The sequence below is a fragment of the Pseudomonas sp. WS 5503 genome (assembly GCF_012985385.1).
Taxonomy (GTDB): domain Bacteria; phylum Pseudomonadota; class Gammaproteobacteria; order Pseudomonadales; family Pseudomonadaceae; genus Aquipseudomonas; species Aquipseudomonas paracarnis.
Genome location: NZ_JAAQWI010000003.1, coordinates 116642 through 142169, shown reverse-complemented (window position 1 = coordinate 142169; position 25528 = coordinate 116642). Strand labels below are relative to the sequence as shown.

Below are 25528 nucleotides of genomic sequence, written 5' to 3'. Positions count from 1 at the left end.
TCATAAGCGATTGGCGGTTGCCCGATGAAAAGTGCCTGCCTATAGTCCCCCAATCACTCAGCCACCGTGCGTAACCATGATCAAACAACAGCTCGACCGTTTTAACCGTCTGGAACTACTGGGCAGTGCCACGGCCCTGGAAAAGCTCGAGCGGCTGTCGGCTTGGCTGGGCAGGGACATCTACGTCAAACGTGATGACACCACGCCGCTGGCCATGGGCGGCAACAAGCTGCGCAAACTCGAATACCTGGCCGCCGACGCCATCGCCCAGGGCGCCGACACCCTGGTCACCGCTGGCGCGATCCAGTCCAACCATGTGCGCCAGACCGCCGCGCTCGCCGCCAGGCTTGGCCTGGGCTGTGTTGCCCTGCTGGAAAACCCTACCGGCACCGACGACCCCAACTACCTGGGCAACGGCAATCGCCTGCTGCTGGAGCTGTTCGACGCCAAAGTGGAGTTGGTGGAAAACCTCGACAACGCCGACGACCAACTCAACGCCCTCGCCGACCGCCTGCGCAGTAACGGCAAGAAGCCGTACCTGGTGCCTATCGGCGGTTCCAATGCACTCGGCGCGCTGGGCTACGTGCGCGCCGGGCTGGAGTTGGCCGCGCAGATTGAAGACAGCGGCATTCAATTCGCCGCCGTGGTGCTCGCCTCTGGCAGTGCGGGTACCCACAGCGGCCTGGCCCTGGCCTTGAGCGAAGCACTGCCGCAGCTGCCAGTGATCGGCATCACGGTGTCGCGCTCCGAGCAAGCGCAATTCCCGAAAGTGCAGGGCCTGGCCGAACGCACTGCCGAGTTGCTCGGTGTGGCTATCCCCGACGCCTTCAAGGTCACCCTGTGGGACGAGTATTTCGGGCCGCGGTATGGCGAGCCAAACGCTGGCACCCTCTCGGCGATCAAACTTTTGGCCAGCCAGGAAGGTCTGTTGCTGGACCCGGTGTATACCGGCAAGGCCATGGCCGGTTTGCTCGACGGCATCGGGCGCCAGCGCTTTGAAGAGGGGCCGATCATTTTCCTGCATACCGGTGGCGCGCCGGCATTGTTTGCCTATGACTCAGTATTCAACTGATTGAATACTGTCGATGTGGGAGCTGTACATATTCCTGAAAAGAATATGAAATTGTATTTTTATTACTTTCAAGACTTAAAAACCCACCTTATCATCGCGCCGAAGGCGAAGACGCGCTTCGCGCTTTAGGGCAGGATACGACTACCGCGTCACCTGCTTCGCTCACCATAAAAACACAGGGGCTTTCCATGACTATTTCTGCATTTCGTCGCACGCTGTTGGTTGGCACTTTGGGCCTCGCGCTTGGCGCTGGCTGGCTGGGCCAGGCCGTTGCCGGCGAGCAATTGAACACCATCAAGAAGGCCGGCGAGATCAAGATCGGCCTGGAAGGCACCTACCCGCCGTTCAGCTTTGTCGATGAAAGCGGCAAGCTCAGCGGTTTCGAAGTGGAACTGTCCGAGGCGCTGGCCAAGGAGCTGGGTGTCAAGGTCAAGCTGCAAGCCACCCCTTGGGACGGCATCCTCGCCGCGCTGGAATCCAAGCGCCTGGACGCCGTGGTCAACCAGGTGACCATCTCCGAAGAGCGCAAGAAAAAGTATGACTTCTCCAAGCCTTACACCGTGTCCGGCATCCAGGCGCTGGTGCTGAAAAAGAACGTCGACTCGATCAAGAAAGCCGACGACCTGGCCGGCAAGAAAGTCGGTGTGGGCCTGGGCACCAACTACGAACAATGGCTCAAGGACAACCAACCAAAAGCCATTATCAAGACCTACAACGACGACCCGACCAAGTTCCAGGACCTGCGCATCGGCCGTATCGACGCCATCCTGATCGACCGCCTGGCCGCCCTGGAATACGCCAAGAAAGCCCCCGACACCGCCGCTGCCGGCGACGCCTTCTCCCGTCAGGAATCCGGTATCGCCCTGCGCAAAGGTGAGCCCGAGCTGCTCGATGCGGTGAACAAGGCTCTGGACAAACTGCGCGCCGACGGCACGTTGAAGACGCTGTCCGAGAAGTACTTCAACGCTGACGTCACGCAATAATGGAAGCAGGTTTCCAACTCGCGCTGGACTCCGCGCCATTTCTGCTCAAGGGCGCGTACTACACGGTAATCCTCAGCCTGGGCGGGATGTTTTTCGGCCTGCTGCTGGGCTTCGGCCTGGCCTTGATGCGCCTCTCGCGCTTCAAGCTCTTGAGCTGGACCGCCCGGGTCTACGTGTCGTTCTTTCGCGGCACGCCGTTACTGGTGCAGCTGTTCCTGATCTACTACGGCTTGCCACAAGTGGGCATCGAGCTGGACCCGATCCCGGCCGCCATGATCGGCTTTTCGCTGAACATGGCTGCCTATGCGTGTGAAATCCTGCGCGCCGCCATCGCCTCCATCGAGCGTGGCCAGTGGGAAGCTGCTGCCAGTATCGGTATGACCCGTGCGCAGACGTTGCGCAGGGCCATCCTGCCCCAGGCGATGCGCACGGCGTTGCCGCCTTTGGGTAACAGCTTTATTTCACTGGTCAAGGACACGGCGCTGGCCGCCACCATCCAGGTGCCCGAGCTGTTCCGCCAGGCCCAACTGGTGTCGGCACGTACCTTCGAAATTTTCACCATGTATCTGTCCGCGGCCCTGATCTACTGGATCCTGGCGAGCATCCTGGCGCATCTGCAAAATCGTCTGGAAGACCGGGTCAACCGGCATGACCTGGAGTCTTGAAGCATGATCGTGGTTGAAAAATTGACCAAGCAATTCAACGGCCAGGTGGTGCTCAACGGCATCGACCTGGAGGTCAAGGAAGGCGAAGTGGTCGCCATCATCGGCCCCAGCGGTTCGGGCAAGACCACCTTCCTGCGCTGCCTGAACTTCCTCGAAGAACCCACCAGCGGCCGTATCAAGGTGGGTGACATCGAGATCGACAGCAGCAGGCCGCTCAACCAGCAACAGGGCCTGGTGCGGCGCCTGCGCCAGCATGTGGGCTTTGTGTTCCAGAACTTCAACCTGTTTCCCCACCGCACCGCGCTGGAAAACGTCATCGAAGGCCCGATTGTGGTCAAGAAGATGCCACGGGAAGCGGCGGCCGAACTGGGGCGCAAGCTGTTGGCCAGGGTCGGCCTGGCGGGCAAGGAAGCGTCGTACCCACGGCGGCTGTCCGGCGGCCAGCAACAGCGTGTGGCGATTGCCCGCGCATTGGCCATGGAGCCGGAGGTGATCCTGTTCGACGAACCCACCTCGGCCCTCGACCCGGAACTGGTGGGCGAAGTCCTGGCGACCATTCGCAGCCTGGCCGAAGAAAACCGCACCATGGTCATCGTCACCCACGAGATGAGCTTTGCCCGTGATGTGGCCAACCGGGTGATCTTTTTCGACAAGGGCGTGATCGTCGAACAGGGCGAAGCCAAGGCGCTGTTTGCCAACCCCAGGGAAGAACGTACCAAGCAGTTCCTGAGCAAATTCCTCGCCCACTGACGCCTCCCAGTGTAGGAGCGAGCTTGCTCGCGAAGAACGTTAACGATAACGCGGTGAATCAGATTGACCGAGTTGCCTGGGCGTTCTTCGCTAGCAAGCTCGCTCCTACAACGGGTTGCAGGTTGAGCGTGTAAAAGCCCCCGTCGCAAGCGCCTTAAAATCCCCCTCCCCGTCAGACCCGTCTGAATCTCGCCAAACCCGCCGTTTAGCCCTTTGCCTCCATTGACGCTCCTTGGCCAACCCTCTTATCTAGCGCCTTGAGGATTGGATCCTATCCCGGCTACTGACTGAATCGTGCCTTTCGAACCCCCTTGCGCCTGTGCGTCCAGGTTTCGGAACGATTGCTGCTGGCTGCATCAAGGAGATTACTTATGACACACACTCAAACCCCGGCCACGCTCAGTGCCCCAAGGCTTCCCCAGGCTATTGGAAACGGCATCAGCGCCCTGGCCTCCGCCCACTTGCAGGTCGATATTTCACCCTACCCGAGCATGGAAGAAGGCGACCTGATCGAACTGTTCTGGAACAACTGCTTCGCCGCCTCGCGCAAGGTGACGGCCTGCAGGATCGGCACGTGTACCCACTTATGCGTACCGCAGAGCTTTGTGCAGGACGGACCGGCACGCGTCCATTACCAGGTCTTGCAGATCGGCCATGGCCCGATGCGCTCGGCGGTGACGCTGGTGCGGGTCAAGACCAGCTATCCGGGCGGTCAGCCTTCGCCGCGCCTGAACCCTGAAGGCGACACTGAAAACCAGAATCTGGCGCCCGTGAACTTGCCCGAGACGATTCGCCGCCACGGCGTCAACAGCAGCCAGGTAAGGCGCGGCATTCCGCTGACCATCGAGCCTTACCTGAACATGAGCACGGGCGATGCCATTACGTTGCGCTGGGGCGATGTACGCTTGGACCTGCCCCGCATCCAAGCCAACAGCGTCGGCCTGGCGGTGCGGGTGTGGGTGCCGCCCCACGTGATTGTCGAAGCCGGCGACGACTGCCGGTTGGAAGTCACCTACTGCATTCTCGACCGCGTGGGTAACAACTCCCGCTGGGCGCCCGCCCGCACGCTGCGCATCGCCGCCTGCACACCGCCCCGCCCTGCCTCGCCCGCACCGGGCTATCAACCGCGTCGCTTCGGTTCACCCTGTGAACCGGGGTGACAGCCCTTCTATGCATATTCCTAAAAGTTAGTTTATTTAAATAATTAACACGCTTAGGGTATATGCACCGGACCACCGGACATTCCTGATTTTTCTGTTTATTTCATTGAATGCGAGGTCGGTATGGTCAGAATTACCCCGGTGCGCAACGCCAGGGCATTGCGTGCAGCCAAGGAGCGGCGCTGATGTCTAACTTGGCTCTAACACCCCCCCAGAGTGATCTGGACGTAGCCCCCCTGCTGTTGCCCGCCACGGTGTTGCGCAACGACGCCCAGGCACTGAGTGCAGCCCACGAACTGGCCCAGGCTGCACGCCTGCACGCCGCCCAGCGCGACCAGCAACGCAAACTGCCCTGGGCGCAGATCGAACAGTTCACCCGCAGCGGCTTGGGCAGTATTTCCATTCCCCGGGAATACGGCGGCCCACAGGTGTCGTTTGTGACCCTGGCCGAAGTCTTCGCGATCATCAGCGCAGCCGACCCGGCACTCGGGCAGATCCCGCAGAACCATTTCGGCATCTTGTACGTATTGCAGGGCACCGCGACCGAGCGTCAGAAAAAGCAGCTGTTCCAGAGCGTGCTCGACGGCTGGCGCATCGGCAACGGCGGCCCGGAACGCGGCACCAAAAATACCCTGGAGCTCAAGGCACGCATTACGGCCGAAGGTGATGGGTACGTGGTCAGCGGCCAGAAGTTCTACTCCACCGGCGCACTGTTTGCTCACTGGGTCGCCATAAAAGCGTTGAACGATGACGGCAAGCAAGTCATGGCCTTCGTGCGGCGCGGCAGCGAGGGGCTGCGCATCGTCGATGACTGGTCGGGCTTTGGCCAACGCACCACCGCCAGCGGTACCGTCTTGCTTGATCGCGTGGCCGTGGAGCCGGAACTGGTCATCGACAACTGGCGCCTGGGCGAAAGCCCTAATATCCAGGGGGCCGTGTCGCAACTGATCCAGGCCGCCATCGACGCTGGCATCGCCCGAGGCGCCCTCGACGATGCCATTGCCTTCGTGCGTGAACGCTCACGCCCGTGGATCGACGCCAAGGTCGAACGGGCCAGCGACGACCTGTATGTGATCGCTGATATCGGCAAGTTGAAGATCGAACTGCACGCCGCCGAAGCCCTGCTGCGCAAGGCCGGCCAGGTGCTTGACCAGGTCAGCGCCGCACCGATCACCGCGCAGTCCGCCGCCCACGCCTCGATTGCCGTGGCCGAGGCCAAGGTGCTGACCACCGAAGTGGCGTTACAAGTCACCGAGAAGCTCTTTGAACTGGCCGGCAGCCGCGCCACCCTGGCCGAATTCAACCTTGACCGTCACTGGCGCAACGCCCGGGTGCACACCCTGCACGACCCGGTGCGCTGGAAGTACCACGCCATCGGCGCCTATCGGCTCAACGGCACCTTGCCGGCTCGTCATTCCTGGATTTAACCAACCAGAACACTTTTCCACGAGCTTCTGGAGAAACTCATGACCCTTTCTCACCCCGTCGCGGTCATCACCAGCGACGAACAAGCGCTTATTGTCGCCAGCGATCTTGCTGAAGACTTGCGCCGCGACAGCGCCCAGCGCGACCGCGAACGCCGCCTGCCATTGCCCGAACTGGACGTGTTTTCCCGCTCTGGCCTGTGGGGCATCAGCGTGCCCAAGGCCTACGGTGGCGCGGGCGTGTCCAACGTCACCCTGGCCAAGGTCATCGCACTGATCGCCCAGGCCGATGGCTCGTTGGGCCAGATTCCGCAAAACCATTTCTATGCCCTCGAAGTACTGCGCGTGAACGGCAGTCCCGAACAGCAGCAACGCCTGTACGCCGAGGTGTTGGCCGGCCAACGCTTTGGCAACGCCTTGGCGGAGCTGGGCACCAAGACCGCCCACGACCGCATTACCAGCCTCACCCGCGACGGCGACGGTTTTCGCATCAACGGGCGCAAGTTCTACGCCACCGGCGCGATCTACGCCCAGCGCATCCCCACCTCGGTGGTGGATGCAAATGGCGTGCAGCAACTGGCCTTCGTACCGCGTGACAGCGAGGGACTGACGGTGATCGACGACTGGAGCGGCTTCGGCCAGCGCACTACCGGCAGCGGCTCGGTAGTGTTCGACAACGTGTGGGTCGCGGCGCAAGACGTGGTGCCGTTCCAGAGCGCTTTCGAACGCCCGACCACCGTCGGCCCGCTGGCGCAGATCCTCCACGCAGCCATCGACACCGGCATCGCCCGCGCGGCCTTTGAGGACGCCTTGCATTTTGTGCGCACCAAGACCCGCCCATGGATCGACGCCGGCAACGACAAGGCCACCGAAGACCCGCTGACACTCAAGAGCTTCGGCCACCTGAGCAGCCGCCTGCACGCCGCCGAGGCCTTGCTGGAACGTTCGGGTGAATTCCTCGACCGCGCCAAGGCCGACAGCAATGCCCAGACCGTCGCCGCAGCCTCCATCGCCGTTGCCGAAGTACGCGCCCTGAGCACCGAGATCTCCCTGGCGGCCGGCAGCACCCTGTTCGAACTGGCTGGCAGCCAGGCGACCCTGGCCGAACACGGCCTGGACCGCCACTGGCGCAACGCCCGGGTGCACACCCTGCACGACCCGGTGCGTTGGAAATACCATGCGGTCGGCAACTACTACCTCAACGATGAAAACCCGCCGCTGCGGGGGACCATCTGATGAGCAAAAAAAAGATCCTGCTCAATGCTTTCAACATGAACTGCATCGGGCACATCAATCACGGTTTGTGGGCTCATCCACGAGACAACTCGACCGAGTACAAGACCCTCGAATACTGGACTGAACTGGCGAAGATCCTTGAACGCGGGTTGTTCGACGGTTTGTTCATCGCTGATATCGTCGGCGTGTATGACGTCTATCAGGACTCCATTGACGTGCCCCTCAAGGAGTCGATCCAGCTACCGGTCAACGACCCGCTGCTGCTGGTGTCGGCCATGGCCGCCGTCACCCAGCACCTTGGCTTCGGCCTCACCGCCAACCTCACCTACGAACCGCCGTACCTGTTCGCCCGGCGCATGTCGACGCTGGATCACCTGAGCCGTGGCCGGGTGGGTTGGAACATTGTCACCGGCTACCTCGACAGCGCCGCCAAGGCCATGGGCCTTACCGAACAGGTCGAGCATGACCGGCGCTACGACCAGGCCGATGAATACCTGCAGGTGTTGTACAAGCTCTGGGAAGGCAGCTGGGAAGACGACGCGGTGCGCAACGATCGCCAAGCGCGGGTGTATGCGCAACCGGGCAAGGTGCACAAGGTAGAGCACCACGGCGAGTTCTATCAGGTGGAGGGTTACCACCTGTGCGAGCCCTCGCCGCAGCGCACGCCGGTGCTGTTCCAGGCCGGCAGTTCCGAGCGCGGCTTGCTGTTCGCCGGGCGGCATGCCGAGTGCGTGTTTATCAGCGGGCAGAACAAGGCCGCGACCAAGCGCCAGGTGGACAAGGTGCGCGCCAGCGCAGTGGAGGCTGGGCGCAACCCGGACGACATCAAGGTGTTCATGGGCCTGAACGTCATCGTTGGCGCCACTGAAGCGTTGGCCTGGAACAAGCACGCCGAGTACCTCAGCTACGCCAGCGCGGAAGCCGGCGTGGCGCACTTCTCGGCCTCGACCGGGATTGATTTTGCCCAGTACGCGTTGGACGAACCGATCCAGTACGTCAAAAGCAACGCGATCCAGTCGGCCACCCAGAACCTGCAGAACAACGACTGGACCCGGCGCAAATTGCTTGAACAGCACGCCTTGGGCGGGCGCTATATCACCCTGGTGGGCTCGCCTGAACAGGTGGCCGATGAGCTGGAATCCTGGATCAGCGAAACCGGGCTGGATGGTTTCAACCTGACGCGCATTGTGACGCCGGAGAGCTATGTGGATTTCATTGAGCTGGTGATACCGGAGCTACAACGACGGGGCTCGTACAAGACGGAATATGCGCAGGGAACGCTGCGGGAAAAAGTCTTCCACGACACGGCTCGCTTACCCAGCCAACACACCGGCTCTACTTACCGCCACATTGTTTGATCGTTCCCACGCTCCGCGTGGGAATGCCTCTTGGACGCTCTGCGTTCGCTTGTGGGACGCGGAGCGTCCCTGGCGGCATCACCACGCGGAGCGTGGGAACGATCTCGCTACCTAAGACCTTATGACTGGAAAACCACTATGAAAAAGACATTCCTAAACCACCCAGTCAAAGCACTGGCCCTGGCCTTCGGCTTATTCAGCTCGGCGGTATTTGCCGCCGACGCCCCGCTGAAAATCGGCACCACCGCTGCCTTCGCCATTCCGCTGGAAGCCGCCGTAGAAGAGGCCGGCAAGCAGGGTCTGAAGGTCGAACTGGTGGAGTTCACCGACTGGATCGCGCCCAACGTCAGCCTCGCCGCCGGCGATATCGACGTGAACTACTTCCAGCACATCCCCTTCCTGGAAAACGCCAAGGCCGCCGCCGGGTTTGACCTGGTGCCGTATGCGCCAGGCATCATCAATAACGTCGGGCTGTATTCGAAAAAGTACAAAAACTTCAACGATCTGCCCGCAGGCGCCAGCGTGGCGATTGCCAACGACCCGATCAACAGCGGTCGCGGCCTGCAACTGCTGGCCAAGGCCGGGCTGATCACCCTCAAGCCGGGTGTGGGCTACAAAGCCACCGAAGAAGACATTGTCGCCAACCCGAAAAACATCAAGATCCTGCAAGTGGAAGCGGTGCAACTGGTGCGCGCCTATGACGACGCCGATCTGGTGCAGGGCTACCCGGCATACATCCGCCTGTCCAAGACCTTCGATGCCGAGTCGGCACTGCTGTTCGACGGCCTCGATCATCCGGAATACGTGATTCAGTTCGTCATCCAGCCCAAGAGCAAAACCGACCCACGGGTGATCAAGTTCGTCGATATCTACCAGCACTCGCCAGTGGTGCGTGCGGCTTTGGACAAGTCCCTCGGCAAGCTCTACCAGGTCGGCTGGGAAGCTAAACCATGAGTGCCGCCAACGCCCGATTGCACGATCTGGTCCCTGCACCCAGCCACGCCGAACAGACTGAACTGCACCCGGACTTGAACCGCGCCCATGTGCGGTTCATCAACCTGGGCAAAACCTATGACGACACGGTGCACGCGCTGCAAGGCATTGACCTGGCGATCCAGCGTGGCGAAGTGTTCGGCATCATCGGCCGCAGCGGCGCCGGCAAGTCATCGCTGATCCGCACCATCAACCGCCTGGAACAACCCAGCAGCGGACGGGTGCTGATCGACCAGGTGGACATCGGCAGCTTCGATGAAGACCACCTGGTGGCGCTGCGGCGACGCATCGGCATGATCTTCCAGCACTTCAACCTGATGTCGGCCAAGACCGTGTGGCAGAACGTCGAGTTGCCGCTCAAGGTCGCCGGTGTACCCCAGGCACAACGCGCGCGAAAGGTGCATGAACTGCTGGAGCTGGTAGGCCTGCAAGACAAACACAAGGCGTACCCGGCGCAGCTGTCCGGCGGGCAGAAGCAGCGCGTCGGCATCGCCCGCGCGCTGGTGCACGACCCCGAGATTCTGCTGTGCGACGAAGCCACCTCGGCCCTCGACCCGGAAACCACCCAGTCGATCCTCGGCCTGCTGCGCGAGATCAACCAGCGCCTGGGCCTGACCATCGTGCTGATTACCCATGAGATGGCGGTGATCCGCGACATCTGCGACCGCGTGGTGGTGCTGGAGCACGGGCGTATCGTCGAGCAAGGCCCGGTGTGGCAGGTGTTTGGCGATCCGCAACATGAGGTCAGCAAGACCCTGCTCGCACCGCTGCAACACGGCTTGCCGCCAGAGTTGCAAAGCCGCCTGCAACCCACGCCAGCCTCGGCCGACGCCGCACTGGTACTGCGCCTGCAGTTCACCGGCAGCGACACCCTGGAGCCAGACCTCGCGGCACTGTTCAGTGCCCTCGGCGGCCGTGTGCGTTTACTGCAAGGGGGCGTGGAACGCATCCAGGGGCATGCCTTGGGGCAACTGCTGCTGGCGGTGAATGGATCGCCGCACAACGCCGAAGAACTGCGCAAACGCGCGGCCAATTGGGCACAACAGGTGGAGGTGCTGGGCTATGTGGTTTGATCGTTTAGTGCAGGGCGCCATCGACACCTTGTTGATGGTGGGGGTGTCGTCGCTGATCGCGCTGCTGGTGGGCATTCCGCTGGCGGTCTTTCTGGTCACCAGCGACAAGGGCGGCATCTACCAGGCACCGGCCCTTAACCGCGTGCTGGGAGCGTTCGTGAATCTGTTCCGCTCCATTCCGTTCCTGATCCTGATGGTGGCGCTCATCCCGTTCACGCGCCTGATCGTCGGCACCACCTATGGCGTCTGGGCGGCAGTGGTACCGCTGACCATCGCCGCCACGCCGTTCTTTGCACGCATCGCTGAAGTGAGCTTGCGCGAGGTCGACCATGGCCTGATCGAAGCCGCGCAGGCCATGGGTTGCCGCCGCTGGCACATCATCTGGCATGTGCTGTTGCCAGAGGCGTTACCCGGCATCGTCGGCGGCTTCACCATCACCCTGGTGACCATGATCAACTCATCGGCCATGGCCGGGGCGATCGGCGCCGGTGGCCTTGGCGATATTGCCTACCGCTATGGCTACCAGCGCTTCGATACGCAGATCATGCTCACGGTGATTGTGCTGCTGGTGGTGCTGGTGGCGGTGATCCAGCTGAGCGGGGACCGATTGGCGCGGGTATTGAACAAGCGCTGACGTCACGGGCACTCATCCAATTGGGCAACGCTGGCACGGGGCACGAAGGTGATGGTTTTTTCCTTGGCCTGCCAGGGCCGCACGATGTAGCTGCCATCCGAGTCGGCCATCACTCGCAGTTTTACGCTGCGCTTGGGGTTGTCGGTGTCTACCAGCGCGCCGGGGACCTTGGCCTCTGCCGCCCAGGTCATCAACGTACAAACGCGCCCTCCCGAGGCGGAGCCTTGCAGCGGCAGGCCACCCAACTTGGCCCCGCTCGCCGGGATCAGCCCGAGTAAAACGATGAGCGCAAAGGCCACCAATGAGGCGAACGCCACCGGGTTTTTCTGGACGCGCATGCGCACCACCAAGCAGGCGGCGCTCCCCTGGATCAGGAACAGCACGGCCATTTCGGCGGCCATGAACGGCGCAAAGAACACGGCGCTGTCGGAGTACTCGCTGAAGGCGCGGGAGACCGGCACCGTCACCATCAGAATGACCACCATTTGAACGACCCCGGCGCCAGCACTGGCCAGCCAGAACTCGCCGGACAACTCACGCAGGGCAACATCGGCGGGGCGCGCACGAATGATGATGCCGACATAGGCCACTACCGCCGCCATGATCGCCACGATCCAACTGAGCGTCAGCAAAAGCCCACTTTCGGCGTTCACGGACAGGTATACGGCGCACATCCAGAACACAAACATCACCAACAGGCTGGCCGCCCAATGTCCCAGTAACCTCCTGTGCTGGGCCGTCTCTTGCGGCGACTGCGGGCTGGGATTGAGTTGATCACTCAGGCGCACACCGGTGCCGTTCAGGCGCGTGAATAAGATGAACGTGGGCACCAGGATCGATGCACCCATCATGCCGATCACAAATACCAACATGGCGAACATAGCCGGCAAGGCAGTGAACGCCGACGCCGACAGGATACTCAGCGGCACCTTTTCCATCTGGATGTACTGGTACAGGTACAGGCCTGCCACCGAGAGAATCCCCACCGTCAGCGGCCAGGCACGCTCATTGAGCCACAACAGCCCATTGCTCAATCTCGTGGCGTATTGGTCGACCTTGTTCGGCGCGGTGTTGTCGCCAACGGGTGAACGTTTTTCCTCTTCCATGGATGTGTAGCCCTCTGCAAATGAGGGCCGAATCTTACCCACCATTTCCCGTGGCGGTCTGTCGGATGCGCGCACTGCGACCGCCATGAAGTGCCCTACAGCGGATACACGGTTTTCAACTCAAGAGTGGGCCGGGGTATAGTCCCCCTACCTCAGCCGCAGCCGTGCGCCATGCCATGAAACTTGCTCCCGACGACCTCAACCAGATCACCTCCACCACCCTGGGCCATTACAACAAGGTGGCCGAAGACTTCCGTGAAGGCACCCGCGATCACGATGTGAGCCAGAACATCGACGCGCTGCTGCGGCATATCCAGGGCACGCCGCCATTCACTGTGCTGGATTTCGGCTGTGGGCCAGGGCGGGATTTGCAGACGTTTACGCGCATGGGGCATATCGCCGTGGGCCTGGATGGCTCCGAGCGTTTTGCGCAGATGGCCCGCGAAGACAGCGGCTGTGAAGTGTTGCAGCAGGACTTTCTCAAGCTGGACCTGCCCGCTGCGCGCTTTGACGGGGTGTTTGCCAATGCGGTGCTGTTTCATATTCCCAGGCAGGAACTGCCGCGCGTGCTCAAAGAGCTGCATGGCGCGTTGAAACCTGGAGGCGTGCTGTTCAGCTCCAACCCTCGGGGCGAGAACCAAGAGGGCTGGAATGGGCCGCGGTATGGCTCTTATCACGACCTGCAGGCGTGGCAGGCCTTGCTGACTGCGGCTGGGTTTGAAGAGCTGGAGCATTACTACCGGCCGGCCGGGTTGCCGCGGGAACAGCAGCCTTGGTTGGCGAGTGTGTGGCGTAAAGTTTAGTGCTGCATCGCCTGTTCCGGCCTCATCGCAGGCAAGCCAGCTCCCACCTTTGGAATGAATTTCACTGTGGGAGCCGGGCTTGCCCGCGATGGCGCCGTAACGGGCAGCGTTATTTCACCTGATACACCACCGGCTCCTCCCCCTCCACAAGCACCGTCACACTGCGCCCGGCATACCCCTGTTTTTCCACCGCCGAGAAATTCGCCACCAGCCGCGTTCCATCGGCGAAGGTGGTTTGCTGCAGCTGTTTGTCCACCGTCAGCCAACGGAAACCAGTCATTTCCTGGGTCGCCAAGCGCTGGTGCAACGGCCGGAAGAAGCGGTCCTGGCGCTGAATAATCGGCAGCCGCGCCTTGAGCGTCGCCGCACTGAGGTGGTACAGCGGCGGCACGTTGTAGAGCAGTTGGGTCAGTTCATTGTCGCCCTGCACATTGCTCAGTTTGAGGCTGTCGAACAGCCAATGATGGGTGGTGATCACCGAGCCATGGAACACCGTCTGGTATAACGGCAGGCGCATCGTCGGCTCGAAATACACCGTGCGAAACGGCTCCTTCAACGGCACTGATTTGAAGAACACCGCCGGTTGCTCGGTTGGGTACCAGTTGCCGACGAAGTACGGCGACTGCGGGTCCTGGGTCATCTCGCGATCCCCCCAACCGATCACTGGGGTCTGCATGCCGTGGGCGAACAGGATGCCCTGGGCGGTGATCGCGTTGCCGTCTTCCGAGCCTGTGACCAGCTTCGGCACGGTGTTGATCCAGCGGGAGGCGTCGATATTGCCTTCGGCGTTTTGTGCCTGGGTCATGCTGGCGTTGCTGCGATAGCTGTCGAACAGCATGCTGGTGGCGTAGGCATCGAGAAACCAGGCATTGAAGCCAGCCTTGGCGTGTACCGCCTTCACCCGCGCCTCCAGCAGCGGCCGCACGCAACGCGGGTCGGTGTAATGGCCGGACTTCTGGAAACCGGTTTTCAGCTTGCCGTCTTTCAACACGATCGCGCAGTCGCGATAGGCCTTGGCGCCCAGGTGGGCAGTGGTCCAATCGGGGTTTTCCGTGGCGGACAGGGCCGTTTCATAGGAGTCGTAAGGCGCCATCAGAAAACCGGCTTCCACCCCCGCGCGAATCGCTTCGGGATGCCAGAGGCCACCCTCCCAACCTTCGCCCAAGGTCAGCAACAGACGCTGCAGCCCGGCGTCGCGCAGGGTTTGAATCGTGCTACTGCCCCAGGTTTGCGGGCTGTCACTCAAGGCTCCCGCAAAGTCCACGGCCAGTTCACTGCGCAGCTCGCCATAACGAGCGGCAAGGCGGGTCATGTCTGGCTCTTGCACTTGCCAGGCCTGTCGGGCCTTGGTGTTGATCGCTGCGTTGAGGCCGCGCAGGAGCACGGTTTGCTCATAGCGATTCAAGGGAGTGGACTGCGCCAGCAACTGTGCGCTCTGTTTGTCCATCAGCGTCTTGAGTTCATGACTGCGCAGCCGTTTGATCAGTTTGGGCCAATCACGCACATCGCCCAAAGCCAGCAGGCCGTTGTCCCAGAGGTACACATGGCTGGCGCCCAGCAGCTTCTGGGCTTCGGGTGTTTGCCGCAGCTTGTCCGCCAACGGCTCATAACGGCCCTGCTCCACCAGCCACTGGCGGTAGCGCTTGGCGCCAGCCAACGGGTCGGCATCGCCCAGGGACAGGCGCAGCGTCATCGGCGCGTCGGGCGCCAGCGGGGTGAATTCATGGGCCGCGGAGAGGGCCAGGCCGTTGCCGTCGACTTGCCATTGCAGGCGGTTGTTGTAGGGGTTGGTCAACAGCCAGTTCAACGTGAAGGCACCGTGATCCACGCCCCATAGCGGCAGGCTCAGGTCCTGGGTGGTATTGAGCTCACCCCGCTCCAGCAGAAACGCCTTCCAGATCGCATTGCCGGCAGGCACGTAATGCCCCTCGGCCAAGGGCCAGATCAACCCTCGCCCCACGGCCTCGGCAGGCTGGCGCAGCAGGGCCAGTTCACCGGGCTCGCGGGCGTTGATGGTCAGGGCCAGGTCACGCTGTTGCAGGCGGGCGCTCAGGCGATAGGCGCCGTTGTCCCATTGCCAAGTGGCTTGGTCAGGCGTGTTTTGCAATTGGCTGACGGCATGCGCGGCCACACCGCTGGATGCCTGCACCGAAGCCTGGCCTGCGGGTGTCACGCGCAGCGCCAGGGTGGCGGGGTCGAGTTCGACGCGCCACAAGGCGTTTTCCAGTACGGTGGCGGCGAAGGCAGGCGGTGCAAGGAGCAACGCGCAAAACAGCAAGGTGAAACGCAGGCACTGCATGAGGACCGACCTGGGTTTGGAATGAGGACCAGAGGGTACAACATGCAAGGGTCAGCCAGGACGACGTCGGGATTTTTCAGAAGCTTCACACAGCCTCAGTCAGTTAAGGCTCTTTTGTAGGAGCGAGCTTGCTCGCGAAAAACTCACAGGCGCCGCGTTTACTCAGGAAGCACGCGTTATCGTTGACGTTTTTCGCGAGCAAGCTCGCTCCTACAGAATTAATCCTGTTGTGGCTGATGTTCCTGTTTCGGCTCGCGAATCTTGTACCAGGCCACATACAGCGCCGGCAGAAACAGCAACGTCAGCAACGTCGCAATGATGATCCCGCCAATCATCGCGTAGGCCATCGGCCCCCAGAACACCTCCCGCGCAATCGGGATCATGCCCAGGCTCGCCGCCGCAGCCGTCAGCAGAATCGGTCGACGCCGGTGTTCGGTGGCTTCCACCACCGCATCCCACGGCGTGTAGCCGGCCTCTTCGTACTCGTGGATCTGTGTGACCAGAATCACCGAGTTGCGGATGATGATGCCGATCAGCGCCAGGATCCCCAGGATCGCCACAAAGCCCATGGGCGTTCCCGTGGGGATCAACGCCAGCACCACGCCGATCAGCCCCAGTGGCGCGACGCTGGCTACCAGGAACATCTTCTGCACGCTGTGCAACTGGATCATCAGGAAGGTGGCCATCAGGAACAGCATCAACGGCACCACCTTGGCGATAGGTCCCTGAGCCTTGCCACTTTCTTCCACAGTGCCACCGGTGGCGACTTTGTAGCCCACCGGCAAGCCTTCGCTGAATTTCTCGATGGTCGGCGCCAACTGCTTGACCAGGTCGGTCGGCTGCATCTCATCGCGCACCGCGGCCTTGATGGTAATCGTCGGCTTGCGGTCACGACGCCAGACCAGCGGCTGCTCCAGCTCGTAACGCACGGTGGCGAACGCCAGCAATGGAATCGAGGTGCCGTTGGGCGTAACGATCTGCAGGTTCTGCAAGGTTTCCGGCGTACCGCGCTCGGCATCCTCGGCGCGGCCGACCACGTTGATCAGGTAGATATCGTCGTGCACCTGGGTCACCGCCGCGCCGCTGACCACGCTGTTCATCAACTGCGCCACGTCTTCCGACGAAAGCCCCAGTTGCCGCGCCTTGTCTTGGGCGATGTCGACGCGCAGCACTTTGCCCGGCTCGTTCCAGTCGTAGATGATCTCGCCCAGGTGGGTGTTCTGATCCAGCAAGGTCGCCAGTTCAATGGCGTGTTTGCGCACCTGGTCGATGTCTTTGCCGGACACGCGGTACTGGATCGGCCGCCCTACCGGCGGGCCCATTTCCAGCGGCTGCACGTAGCTGCCGATACCGACAAAATCATCGCGCAAGCGTTGTTGCAGGCGGGCGATCAGGGCGCCACGCTCTTCCAGGCCCTTGCTCACAATCACCAGTTGCGCGTAGTAGGGGTTTTCCAACTGCTGGTCCAGCGGCAGGTAAAAACGAATCGCGCCCTGGCCGATGTAGGTGCTCCACCGGGCGATGTCCGGGTCGTCCTTGATCATCGCTTCGAGGCGGTCTACCGCCTTGCGCGTCTCGTTGATCGAGGCGTTTTGCGGCAGGTTCAGGTCGACGAGAATTTCCGGACGGTCCGACGACGGGAAGAACTGGTTCTGCACAAATTGCATGGAAAACACCGAGGCCACGAACAGCGCCACGGTGATACCAATCGCCCACCAACGGTTGCGCATGGCCCACAGCATGCCGCCATTGAAGGCACGGCCAATGCGCCCCGGCTCGGCGTTGTGCGGTTTCACATTGGCGCTGAGGATATGCACGCCGATCACCGGCGCAAACAGCACCGCCACCACCCACGACACCAGCATCGCCACGGCAATCACCGCGAACAAGGTAAAGGTGTACTCGCCCGCCGAACTGGCGTTGAGGCCAATCGGCACGAAGCCGGCCACGGTCACCAGCGTGCCGGTGAGCATCGGGAATGCCGTGGAGGTATAGGCGTATGTCGCCGCCTGTTCCTTGGTTTCGCCTTTTTCCAGACGCGTGATCATCATCTCCACGGTGATCATCGCGTCATCCACCAGCAGGCCGAGGGCGATGATCAATGCGCCCAGCGACACGCGCTGCATGGTGATGCCGCTGTATTCCATGAACACGAACACCAGCGCCAGCACCAACGGAATCGAGCACGCCACCACCAACCCGGCGCGCATGCCGAGGCTGATAAAGCTCACCACCAGCACGATGATCACCGCCTCGAACAACGCGCTGGTAAACCCGCCGACGGCTTCTTCCACCACTTCGGCCTGGTCGGACACCTTGTGCACGCCGACGCCCACCGGCAGGTCGGCGGTCAGCTCGTCCATGCGCCCGTGCAGGGCCTTGCCGAACGACTGGATATTGCCGCCCTTCTGCATGGCGATGGCCAAGCCAATCGCCGGTTTGCCGTTGAAGCGGAACATCGGTCGCGCCGGGTCCACATAGCCACGGCTGATGTCGGCAATATCCGCCAGCCGGTAGAAACGGTCATTGAGGCGCAGGTTGACGTTGGCCAGGTCTTTCTCCGAGGCGAACTGCCCGGAGGTGCGCACCGAAATCCGCTCCGGCCCAGCCTCGATTACCCCGGCCGGCGTTACCGCATTCTGCGATTGCAGGCTTTGCACGACCTGGCGCTGATCAATCCCCAGGGCCGCGAGTTTGCGCGTGGAGAAATTCAGGTAGATCACTTCGTCCTGCTGGCCGATCATTTCGACCTTGCCCAGCCCCGGTACCGAACGGATTTCGGCGCGCACCTGCTCCACGTAATCACGCAGCTGACGCATCGACAGGCCATCGCCGGTAAAGGCGTACACCGAGCCGAACACGTCACCGAATTCATCGTTGAACGACGGCCCCTGCAAACCCTGGGGGAAGGTGCCGCGGATATCATCGATCTTCTTGCGAACCTGGTACCAGATTTCCGGGATGGCCTTGGCACTGGTGGTGTCCTTGAGGAACACGAACACCGTGGACTCGCCGGGCCGGGTGTAGCTTTTCACGTAGTCGAGGGAATCGAGTTCCTCGAGTTTTTTCTCGATGCGGTCGGTGACCTGCTTGAGGGTTTCTTCCTGGGTCGCGCCCGGCCAGCGGGTCTGGATCACCATGGTCTTGATGGTGAACGACGGGTCTTCTTCACGGCCCAGGTTCATGTACGAGAACACGCCCATCAGCAGCGCGACGAACATGAGGTACCAGACGAAGGACTGATGCTTGAGGGCCCAGTCGGATAAGTTGAAGCTCCCTTTCATCGCGGGCTGTCCTCGTCGATTTTGACTTTTTGCCCAGGTTTCAGGCTGTTCACGCCGGCGGTGACAATGCGCTCGCCGGGTTTGACGCTGCCATTGAGCAAGGCGCTGTGAGCATCACGGCTGATAACCGTGACCTCGCGGGGTTGCACGGTCTGGCTCTGGGTGTCGAGCAGCCAGATACGGGTCTTGCCGTCGACTTCCTGCAAGGCGCTCAGGGGCAGTTCGATACGCGGGGCGATGGCGGTGCTCAAAGTCACGCTGATTGCCGTGCCCAGGCGGAACGCCGGCGGGGTTTCGGCCAGGCTCAGGCGTGCGCGACGGGTGCGCGTGGCACTTTGGGCCTGAGGCTCGATCTCACGCACCACGGCAGTGGTGTGCACGCTGGGGTCCAGTTGGCCAGCGACCAGGAACACCACATCGGCAGGCAAGCGTTCAGCCAGGCCGGCGGGCAGGTCGATCACCGCTTCCTTGATGTCCGGACGGGCCAGGGTCACCACTTGCTGGCCGGCGCTGACTACTTGGCCGGCCTCGGCATTCCAGGCGGTGACGATGCCGGCATGGTCGGTGCGCAGTTCTGCGTAGTTGAGCTGATCCTTGGCCTGGTTGACCGAAGCACGGGCCTGGTCGAGGGTCGCCTGGGTGGTTTTCAGGTCGGTCTGGGCCACATCCAATTGAGCCTGGGCACCCACACCACGGTTGAACAGTTCCTGTTGCCGCCGAGCGTTGGCCTGGGCGTTGATGAACTGCGCCTGTACACGCGCCAGGTCGCCCTGGGCAGCGCGTAATTGGTTCTGCTGGTCGGTGGGGTCAAGCACGGCGAGCAGAGCGCCCTTCTCCACTTCGGCGCCGACATCCACAGCGCGACGGGCGATGCGGCCCGGCACACGGAAACCCAGGTTGCTTTCATAGCGGGCCTGGATCGTGCCGGCGAAACGACCGAGGTTTTCCTGGTCTTCAGCCTTCACTTTCATGGACAGCACCGGGCGTATGGGTTCGGGCGGCGCCTCTTCCTTGGAGCAGGCCATCAGCAACAGGCTGGCGGCGACAATGAGCGTCAATTGCTTCATGGCTGCGCTCCGGGTTGGGCGATCTCGACGACCATGCCGGGGTGCAGCAATTGCCCACCGGCTATCACGACTTTTTCACCGCCTTTGAGGCCCTCGCCGATGATCACTTTGCCGGTGAGGTAGCGCGCCACGGTGACCTTGTGCAACTGCGCCTTGCCTTCGCCGTCCACCAGCCACACGGCTGGCTCGTTGAGGTCTTTGGTCAGCGCTGACCAAGGCAGCTCGATGCTCGCCTTGGCCGGGCCATTGGCGGTGGCGCTGACCACCGACCCCAGTTCCATGCCCTTGGGCAGGCTTTGCAGGGCGATCTTCACTTGGACGGTGCCGGTATTGGCGGCCACGGCGGGCGTGACTTCACGGACTTTGCCCACGGCCTTGATGCTCGGATTGTCCAGCAGGCTAACCGTAATCGGCGCGTCGGGCGGCGGCTCCACCAGCAAGGATTCATACACGTTGAACACGGCGTCACGTTCGCCATCGCGGGCGAGGCTGAAGATCGGCACGGTGGCCTGTACCACTTGGCCGACTTCGGCCTGGCGCGCGGTGATGATGCCCGGGGCATCGGCAATCAGCGAGGTGTAGCCCAATTGTTCGCGTGCATTGGCCAACTGCGCCTGGGCAGCGGCCAGGGCACTTTGGCTGCTGCGCAGCGCGGCCTGGGCGGCGTCATATTCGCTGCGGCTGGTATAGCCTTTGGGCAAGAGTTTTTCCTGGCGCACAAAGGCGGCGGCGGTCTGCTTGACCCGCGCCTGTTCGGCCACGACCTGGGCCTGGGCCGAATCGACGTTGGTTTGCAGGTCCTTGGGGTCGAGCTTGGCTAGGACTTGCCTGGCTGTGACGCGGTCGCCCACGTCGACCATGCGCTGGATGATCTTGCCGCCCACGCGAAAGGACAGATCGGTTTGCACCCGCGCCTGGATATCACCGGTCAGCGTCACCGCCGCGGCGAAATCCGCCGACTGCACGGTTTGCACGAACACCCGTGAATGCTGCTTGGGCTCGGCTTTGTCCTGGCCACAGCCGCTGAGCAGCGCCAGGAGGCCAAGGCTGAAAATAAATGTCGAGGTGCGACCGCCCATGCAGGCTCCTTTTGCGTGATGCCGACGTTCAAGTGTGTATGCGACTGTGAGCTTAGATCAGGGTTCCTTATCTGCATGGAGGATCCCATACTCCAATGGTTCCCATGCTGACTAAATACACATGCTTAAAACCCTCGCGGTGGCCAATTACCGCTCGATCAACAAATTGGTGGTGCCCCTGGACCGGCTGAACCTGGTGACAGGGCCCAATGGCAGCGGCAAGTCCAACCTGTATCGCGCCCTGCGCCTGCTGGCCGAAACTGCCCAGGGTGGGGTGATCAATGCGCTGGCCCGCGAAGGCGGGCTGGATTCCACATTCTGGGCCGGGCCGGAAAACATCAGCCGGCGCATGCGCAATGGCGAAGTACCGGTGGAGGCCGTGGTCGCCCAAGGCGTCAAACGCTTGCGCCTGGGCTTTGCCGGGGAGGACTTCAGCTACGCCATCTCCCTGGGCATGCCCATCCCGGTTCCCGGCAGCGAGTTCAAACTGGACCCGGAGATTAAAAAGGAATGTATCTGGGCCGGCCCTCTCTACCGTCCGGCCAGCCTGCTGGTTCAGCGCTCGGGACCGATGGTACGCGCCCGTGATGGCCGCGCCTGGGACGTGCTGGCACAACACACGCCCAACTATCACAGCCTGTTCGATCAGGTCGGCAGCCTGCGCGGTTCGCCGGAAGTGTTGCTGCTGCGCGAAAGCATCCGTGGCTGGCGCTTTTATGATCACTTTCGCAGCGATGTGGATGCGCCGGTACGCCAGCCGCAATTAGGCACGCGCACGCCGGTGCTGCATCACGACGGTCGGGATTTGGCGGCCGCGTTACAGACGATTCGCGAAGTGGGCGATGTCGAGGCGTTGCAGCACGCGGTCAGTGATGCCTTCCCCGGCGCACGGTTGCATATCGAACCGTTGCAGGGCGGACGCTTTGCCATTGAGTTCTATCAGGAAGGCTTACTGCGCCCGTTGTCGGCGGCGGAGCTGTCGGACGGCACCCTGCGCTACCTGCTGCTGATCGCAGCACTGCTGACCCCACGCCCGCCGACCATGATGGTGCTGAACGAGCCGGAGACCAGCCTGCATCCCGACCTGTTGCCGGCACTGGCGCGCTTGATTATCCAGGCGTCGAAGCAGTGCCAGGTGTGGGTGGTGAGCCATGCCAGCCGATTGATTGCGGCGTTGCAGCAGGATGAGGGGTGTAACTCGATTGTGTTGGAGAAGGTGATGGGGGAAACGCGGATTGTAGGGCAGGGCATTTTGGATGCGCCGGCGTGGCATTGGCCGGAGTAGGAGCGAGCTTGCTCGCGAAAAACGTCAACGATAACGCAGCGCTATCTGCTAGCCCGCGTTGCCTGTAGGTTCTTCGCGAGCAAGCTCGCTCCTACAAGGACGGGGTGATCAATCAGCCCTGCCACTTACCGCCTTCAACAATCACACTTTCAGGCTTGGTGTCATCGCTCAGCTCTTTGCGCACATATTGGTCATAAAGCTTGAGCAGAAACTTCTCCTCGCCCAACTTCGCCAACTCCGCATTCACCCAGTCACGCAGCTCGGTATTGCCCTTCTTCACCGCCGGGGCAATCGGCGCTTCATCACCCAGCTTCTCTTCCAGCACGCGGTAACCCGGGTTCTGCTTGGCCCAGCTGAACAGCACCAGGTTGTCCTGGGCATAGGCATCACCACGGCCGGCCGACAGAGCTTGCAGCGACTCGGAGTTCTTCTCGAACTTGAGCAGCTTCCAGTCCGGATGGTTCTTGGTCAGCCAGATATCCGCCGTGGTGCCGGTGGTGACGATGGTCGTGCGGGTTGCCAGGTCATCCAGGCTTTTGACGGCGCTGTCATTCGGCACCAGAGCCTGCACCGCGACTTTCAGGTTGGGGTTGGTGAAGTCCACCGCGTCCTTGCGTTCAGGCGTCACGGTCATGTTGGCGAGAATCAGGTCGACCTTGTCGCTTTGCAGGAACGGAATGCGGCTGGCCGGTTCCACGGCGACAAACTCCACCTGGTTTTCATCGCCCAGCAGGTCCTTGGCGAACTGCCGGCCGATGTCGGTATCGAAGCCGACATAACGACCCGCTTCGTCCACAAAACCGAATGGCGGCTTGTCGGTAAACACGCCGACAATCAGCTTGTCCCGCGCTTTGATTTTGTCGATGTAGCTCACAGCCGCGGGTTTTACCGGCTCTTCGGCCTTTTTATCGCAGCCGGCCAGCAAGGCGACGGCAAACAGTGGCAGCAGTAACTTTTTCATATCAGCTCCAGTTCCTTGATCTTTTTGGGCAGTGTTGAAACAAAGGAGAACTTCTCCAGGAACTGCTGCGCGCGCGCGGTCTGCGGGTTCGTAAAGAATGCCTCGGGGGTGTTGTGTTCGAGGATGCGACCGGCCTCCATGAACACCACGCGGTCGGCGACGGCGCGGGCGAAGGCCATTTCGTGGGTAACGATCAGCAGGGTCATGCCATCGCGGGCCAGGTCCTGGATCACTTCCAGCACTTCCTTGACCATCTCCGGGTCGAGGGCCGCGGTGACTTCGTCAAACAGCATGACCTGAGGGTTCATGCACAACGAGCGGACGATGGCGATGCGTTGCTGCTGGCCGCCGGAAAGCTGGCGTGGGAAGGCGTCGCGCTTGTCGGCAAGGCCCACGCGCTCCAGCAATTTTTCCGCCTGCTCACGGGCCTCCCGGGGGTCGCGCTTTTGCACTTTGAGCGGGCCGAGCAGGATGTTGTCGAGCACGCTCATGTGCGGGAACAGGTGGTAGCTCTGGAACACCATGCCGATGTCCTGGCGTACCTGGCGCCAGTCGGTGGTTTTATCCAGCAGCTCTTTGCCGGCGAACCGCAGACTGCCGCTGTGTGCCACTTCCAACCCGTTCAAACAACGCAGCAAGGTGCTTTTGCCACAGCCGCTGGGGCCGAGGATCACCACCACTTCGCCGCGTTGCACGCTCAGGTCGATACCCTTGAGCACCTGCGCCTCGCCGAAGAATTTGTTGAAACCCTGGAACTCGATCAATGCGCTCATGCTTGGGCCCAGCGCCGTTCCAGCACCTTGGAGGCGGCTGACAACGGGTAGCAGATAAAGAAGAAAAACAGGAACAGCGCACCGTAGATCAATACCGACTCATAGGTGCGCTCGATGATTTGCTGGCCGACCTTGATCACATCCACCACGCCGATCAGCACCGCCAGGGAGCTGGTCTTGATGATGCGCGTGTACACATTGATGGTCGGCGGCGTCATGCGCTTGAGGGCCTGGGGCAGCAGTACATAGCCGTACAACTGTGGGCCGGACAGGCCAATCGACAAGCCCGCTTCGCGCTGGCCACGGGGCAGCGAATGCAACGCGCCACGCACCACTTCGCCCACCTCGCTGGCGCCCCACAACGACAGCACCAGCACCGCGCACCAGAAACTGGGGATGCTCAGGCCGAAGAAGATCGGCACGCCAAAAAACAGCAGGTACAACCACACCAGTACCGGAATGGCGCGGAACAGTTCCAGGTAGACCCGCAGCACGCCGTTGATCGCCTTGTTATTCAAAGTGCGCAGCACGCCGTAGAGCACGCCGCCAACCGTACTGAAGGCGATGCTCAAAAACGAAATCGACAGGGTTTGCGCAGCGCCCTTGCCCAGTTGCGGCAACGACACCCAGAGCAACTCAAGACCCGAACTGGCCATGTTGGAGCCTCCTTTCCAGGCGGCTGAGCAACAGCGACAACGGCAAGAACAACAGCACGCAAATCAGCGTCAGCACAGCGAGCATTTCGTAGGTTTTGTAGTAGAGGGCGATGTAGCTCTTGGTGGTGTAGAGAATTTCCGGCACCGCCACGGCGGAAACCACCGTGGTTTCCTTGAGCAGAAAGATGAAATTGGCGAACAGCGCCGGCAGGCTGAGGATGCCGGCCTGGGGCAAGATCACATGGCGCAACAGCTGCCAATCGGACAGGCCAATGGACTTGCCCGACTCGATTTGCGCCAGCGGCACCGCTTCCACACCAGCGCGCAGCACCTCGGTGAGGTAGGCGCCGCCCAGAAAGGTCATGGTGATGATAGCCGCCCAGAACCCGGAAATATTGAAACCCAGGGCCGGCAGCGCGAAGTAGACGAAGAACAGTTGGATCAACAGCGGCGTGTTACGCGCCAGCTCCACATAGAGCGCCACCAGGCGCGACAGGTAAGGCGTGCGAAACACCAGCAGCGCAGCGTTGATCAGCGCCACCAGCAAGGACGTGGCAATGGCGATCAGGCCGACTTGCAGCGTGACACCCACGGCCTTGAGAAACGCCGGCAGCGTGCTGAGGATAAAAGCGAAATCGAAGGTCATGTGCAGTCCATATCGCCGCATGGGTAATGCCGCGAGCGCAGTCCGTGCCGACGTGGATAACGTCAGCTAGCGCGAACTTTAAAGGTATAAAAATCAAAATTTAAATACCAAAATAGCATATTGATATCACCCAAAAACCTAACCCCTGCGGGAGCTGTCGATCATTCCCACTCTCTGCGTGGGAATGCAGCCCAGGACGCTCTGCGTCCGCTCTAAAGTCG

Annotated in this window: 22 protein-coding genes; 13 read left to right on the top strand and 9 right to left on the bottom strand. The window is 61.7% G+C overall.

All coding sequences use genetic code 11. The features are described 5' to 3' along the window. The first annotated feature begins 76 nt into the window (after positions 1 to 76). From HBO10_RS09780 to HBO10_RS09730, 11 genes are all read left to right on the top strand, one after another. Positions 77 to 1072: a D-cysteine desulfhydrase gene (locus tag HBO10_RS09780; RefSeq protein WP_034125487.1), complete on the top strand. Its 996-nt coding sequence runs from the start codon at positions 77 to 79 to the stop codon at positions 1070 to 1072. Positions 1073 to 1260: 188 nt separating this feature from the next. Beyond that, on the top strand, positions 1261 to 2055 hold the full coding sequence (tcyJ, locus tag HBO10_RS09775; protein WP_014716462.1) for a cystine ABC transporter substrate-binding protein: 795 nt from the start codon (positions 1261 to 1263) through the stop codon (positions 2053 to 2055). After that, on the top strand, positions 2055 to 2720 hold the full coding sequence (gene tcyL / locus HBO10_RS09770; protein WP_003187646.1) for a cystine ABC transporter permease: 666 nt from the start codon (positions 2055 to 2057) through the stop codon (positions 2718 to 2720). Before tcyJ ends, tcyL begins: the two co-directional genes overlap by 1 nt. A gap of 3 nt (positions 2721 to 2723) precedes the next feature. Next, entirely contained in the window at positions 2724 to 3470 is a 747-nt protein-coding gene (gene tcyN, locus HBO10_RS09765; protein ID WP_014716461.1) for an L-cystine ABC transporter ATP-binding protein TcyN, read from the top strand. 371 nt (positions 3471 to 3841) lie between these two features. Beyond that, positions 3842 to 4630, top strand: coding sequence for a hypothetical protein (locus tag HBO10_RS09760; RefSeq protein ID WP_034125486.1), 789 nt, complete (start codon positions 3842 to 3844; stop codon positions 4628 to 4630). Between the two features lie 185 nt (positions 4631 to 4815). Beyond that, positions 4816 to 6057 carry an SfnB family sulfur acquisition oxidoreductase gene (locus tag HBO10_RS09755; RefSeq protein ID WP_034125485.1) on the top strand — a complete coding sequence of 414 codons (1242 nt, stop codon included), beginning with the start codon at positions 4816 to 4818 and terminating at the stop codon, positions 6055 to 6057. Between the two features lie 39 nt (positions 6058 to 6096). After that, on the top strand, positions 6097 to 7290 hold the full coding sequence (locus HBO10_RS09750) for an SfnB family sulfur acquisition oxidoreductase (protein WP_034125484.1): 1194 nt from the start codon (positions 6097 to 6099) through the stop codon (positions 7288 to 7290). Next, positions 7290 to 8648 carry an LLM class flavin-dependent oxidoreductase gene (locus HBO10_RS09745; RefSeq protein ID WP_034125483.1) on the top strand — a complete coding sequence of 453 codons (1359 nt, stop codon included), beginning with the start codon at positions 7290 to 7292 and terminating at the stop codon, positions 8646 to 8648. The genes HBO10_RS09750 and HBO10_RS09745 overlap by 1 nt, the downstream gene beginning before the upstream one ends. 138 nt (positions 8649 to 8786) lie before the next feature. Continuing rightward, positions 8787 to 9602, top strand: coding sequence for a MetQ/NlpA family ABC transporter substrate-binding protein (locus HBO10_RS09740; protein WP_034125482.1), 816 nt, complete (start codon positions 8787 to 8789; stop codon positions 9600 to 9602). Then, positions 9599 to 10714, top strand: coding sequence for an ATP-binding cassette domain-containing protein (locus HBO10_RS09735; RefSeq protein ID WP_034125481.1), 1116 nt, complete (start codon positions 9599 to 9601; stop codon positions 10712 to 10714). Before HBO10_RS09740 ends, HBO10_RS09735 begins: the two co-directional genes overlap by 4 nt. Next, positions 10704 to 11348, top strand: coding sequence for a methionine ABC transporter permease (locus tag HBO10_RS09730; protein ID WP_003187635.1), 645 nt, complete (start codon positions 10704 to 10706; stop codon positions 11346 to 11348). Before HBO10_RS09735 ends, HBO10_RS09730 begins: the two co-directional genes overlap by 11 nt. Positions 11349 to 11350: 2 nt before the next feature. Here the strand turns inward: HBO10_RS09730 and HBO10_RS09725 are convergent, their stop codons facing one another. Next, entirely contained in the window at positions 11351 to 12454 is a 1104-nt protein-coding gene (locus HBO10_RS09725; protein WP_034125480.1) for a hypothetical protein, read from the bottom strand. Between the two features lie 176 nt (positions 12455 to 12630). Here HBO10_RS09725 and HBO10_RS09720 point away from each other — a divergent pair, with 176 nt between their 5' ends. Beyond that, positions 12631 to 13257 carry a class I SAM-dependent methyltransferase gene (locus HBO10_RS09720; protein WP_034125479.1) on the top strand — a complete coding sequence of 209 codons (627 nt, stop codon included), beginning with the start codon at positions 12631 to 12633 and terminating at the stop codon, positions 13255 to 13257. 109 nt (positions 13258 to 13366) lie between these two features. Here the strand turns inward: HBO10_RS09720 and HBO10_RS09715 are convergent, their stop codons facing one another. From HBO10_RS09715 to HBO10_RS09700, 4 genes are all read right to left on the bottom strand, one after another. Next, complete coding sequence (locus HBO10_RS09715; RefSeq protein WP_034125478.1) at positions 13367 to 15556, bottom strand: glycoside hydrolase; 2190 nt, start codon at positions 15554 to 15556, stop codon at positions 13367 to 13369. Positions 15557 to 15774: 218 nt separating this feature from the next. Continuing rightward, a complete protein-coding gene (locus HBO10_RS09710) occupies positions 15775 to 18840 on the bottom strand; it encodes an efflux RND transporter permease subunit (protein WP_034125477.1) in 3066 nt (1021 codons plus the stop codon). Next, the gene (locus HBO10_RS09705) at positions 18837 to 19907 is read right to left on the bottom strand and encodes an efflux RND transporter periplasmic adaptor subunit (protein WP_034125476.1); all 1071 of its coding nucleotides are present in this window, start codon (positions 19905 to 19907) and stop codon (positions 18837 to 18839) included. The genes HBO10_RS09710 and HBO10_RS09705 overlap by 4 nt, the downstream gene beginning before the upstream one ends. Beyond that, the gene (locus HBO10_RS09700; RefSeq protein ID WP_034125475.1) at positions 19904 to 20986 is read right to left on the bottom strand and encodes an efflux RND transporter periplasmic adaptor subunit; all 1083 of its coding nucleotides are present in this window, start codon (positions 20984 to 20986) and stop codon (positions 19904 to 19906) included. Before HBO10_RS09700 ends, HBO10_RS09705 begins: the two co-directional genes overlap by 4 nt. Positions 20987 to 21107: 121 nt before the next feature. Between HBO10_RS09700 and HBO10_RS09695 the strand changes: the two genes are divergently transcribed. Then, entirely contained in the window at positions 21108 to 22271 is a 1164-nt protein-coding gene (locus HBO10_RS09695; protein ID WP_034125474.1) for an AAA family ATPase, read from the top strand. A 112-nt stretch (positions 22272 to 22383) separates the two neighbouring features. Here HBO10_RS09695 and HBO10_RS09690 read toward each other — a convergent pair whose 3' ends face one another. From HBO10_RS09690 to HBO10_RS09675, 4 genes are read right to left on the bottom strand one after another with little or no spacing between them, the layout of a single operon-like run. Continuing rightward, positions 22384 to 23232 (bottom strand): transporter substrate-binding domain-containing protein, encoded by an 849-nt coding sequence (locus HBO10_RS09690; RefSeq protein ID WP_169921973.1) that lies wholly within the window; start codon positions 23230 to 23232, stop codon positions 22384 to 22386. Next, positions 23229 to 24005: an amino acid ABC transporter ATP-binding protein gene (locus HBO10_RS09685; protein ID WP_034125472.1), complete on the bottom strand. Its 777-nt coding sequence runs from the start codon at positions 24003 to 24005 to the stop codon at positions 23229 to 23231. Before HBO10_RS09685 ends, HBO10_RS09690 begins: the two co-directional genes overlap by 4 nt. Then, positions 24002 to 24661 carry an amino acid ABC transporter permease gene (locus HBO10_RS09680; protein WP_034125471.1) on the bottom strand — a complete coding sequence of 220 codons (660 nt, stop codon included), beginning with the start codon at positions 24659 to 24661 and terminating at the stop codon, positions 24002 to 24004. Before HBO10_RS09680 ends, HBO10_RS09685 begins: the two co-directional genes overlap by 4 nt. Next, positions 24642 to 25307, bottom strand: coding sequence for an amino acid ABC transporter permease (locus HBO10_RS09675; RefSeq protein WP_003187615.1), 666 nt, complete (start codon positions 25305 to 25307; stop codon positions 24642 to 24644). Before HBO10_RS09675 ends, HBO10_RS09680 begins: the two co-directional genes overlap by 20 nt. Between the last annotated feature and the right edge of the window lie 221 nt (positions 25308 to 25528).